The organism is Pontitalea aquivivens (assembly GCF_046507575.1).
Classification (GTDB): domain Bacteria; phylum Pseudomonadota; class Alphaproteobacteria; order Rhodobacterales; family Rhodobacteraceae; genus Pontitalea; species Pontitalea aquivivens.
Window position 1 is genome coordinate 1 of record NZ_JBKFEY010000096.1, and the last position, 931, is coordinate 931.

Annotated in this window: 1 protein-coding gene; it reads right to left on the reverse strand. The window is 67.8% G+C overall.

Features of this window, described 5'->3' with window-relative positions; translation table 11 throughout:
- The coding region (locus ACK8OU_RS20310; RefSeq protein ID WP_410305139.1) for a terminase gpA endonuclease subunit at positions 1–931 on the reverse strand (931 nt) is incomplete at both ends.

Consider the following 931-nt stretch of genomic DNA (forward strand, 5'->3'; position numbering starts at 1 on the left):
ATCCGCGGGGCCGCCCTCAATCACCACATGATCGATGAGCCAGCTTTCCAGCCCCCGGCCCCAGGCCCAGACATCGACCTCGATCCGGTCCTTCTGCACATCGGCCCCGGCCGTCAGGAACAACCCGCCCGCAGGCACCGTGCCCGGTTTCCACTCTTCCTTCCGACCCTGGAGCCGCTGCCAGTCCGGCGCCTCGCCCGTCTCGAACCAGGTCTCGCCAAGGATCGTGTTGCGAAACGCCCGCATCGCCTCGTCATTGCCCAAGGCCGCCTCCCAGGCCCGTGCAATCCGCGCCCAGCTGAGCCAGCCCAGCGGCGAATAGAGCGCCGAGAGGTGATAGCCCACCGTCAGCGGATCCGCCGCCTCCACTGTGGCCCGCCATGCGCCCTGCTCCAGCATCGTGGTCTTGTGATGCTCGGCGATCGGCCGTTCGCAACTCTCGCAGTGATAGCTTGCCGTCTCCGGCCGGCCCTTGTCCCAGCGCAGCCGCTCGAACTTCAGCCATTGCTCCTGGCCACAGTGCGGGCACGGCACGTGATAGCGCCGCTGGTCGCTGGCCTCGTATTCCCGCTCGATCCGGCTCAGCCCCCGGATCGTCGGCGTCGAGACCAGGAACACCTTGCGCCGATGCGCGAAGGTCAGCGACCGCGCTTCTGCCAGGCTGACCGGGTCGCCCTCCTCGTCGGCCGAGGCCGGATAGGCATCGACCTCGTCGAGAAAGATGTAGCGCGCTGGCGTCGAACGCAGCCCGACCGCCGAGTTGGCCCCGGTCATGATCAGGATGCCGCCCGCGAATTCCTTCGACAGCATCGTGTTGCCGGCGTCGCGGGATCGCGCGGGCTTTACCCGCTCCCGCAGTTCCGGGCTTTCCTCGATCAGCGGGTCGATCCGTTGCCGCGAATTGCGCTTGGCCAGTTCCACCGTTGGCTGG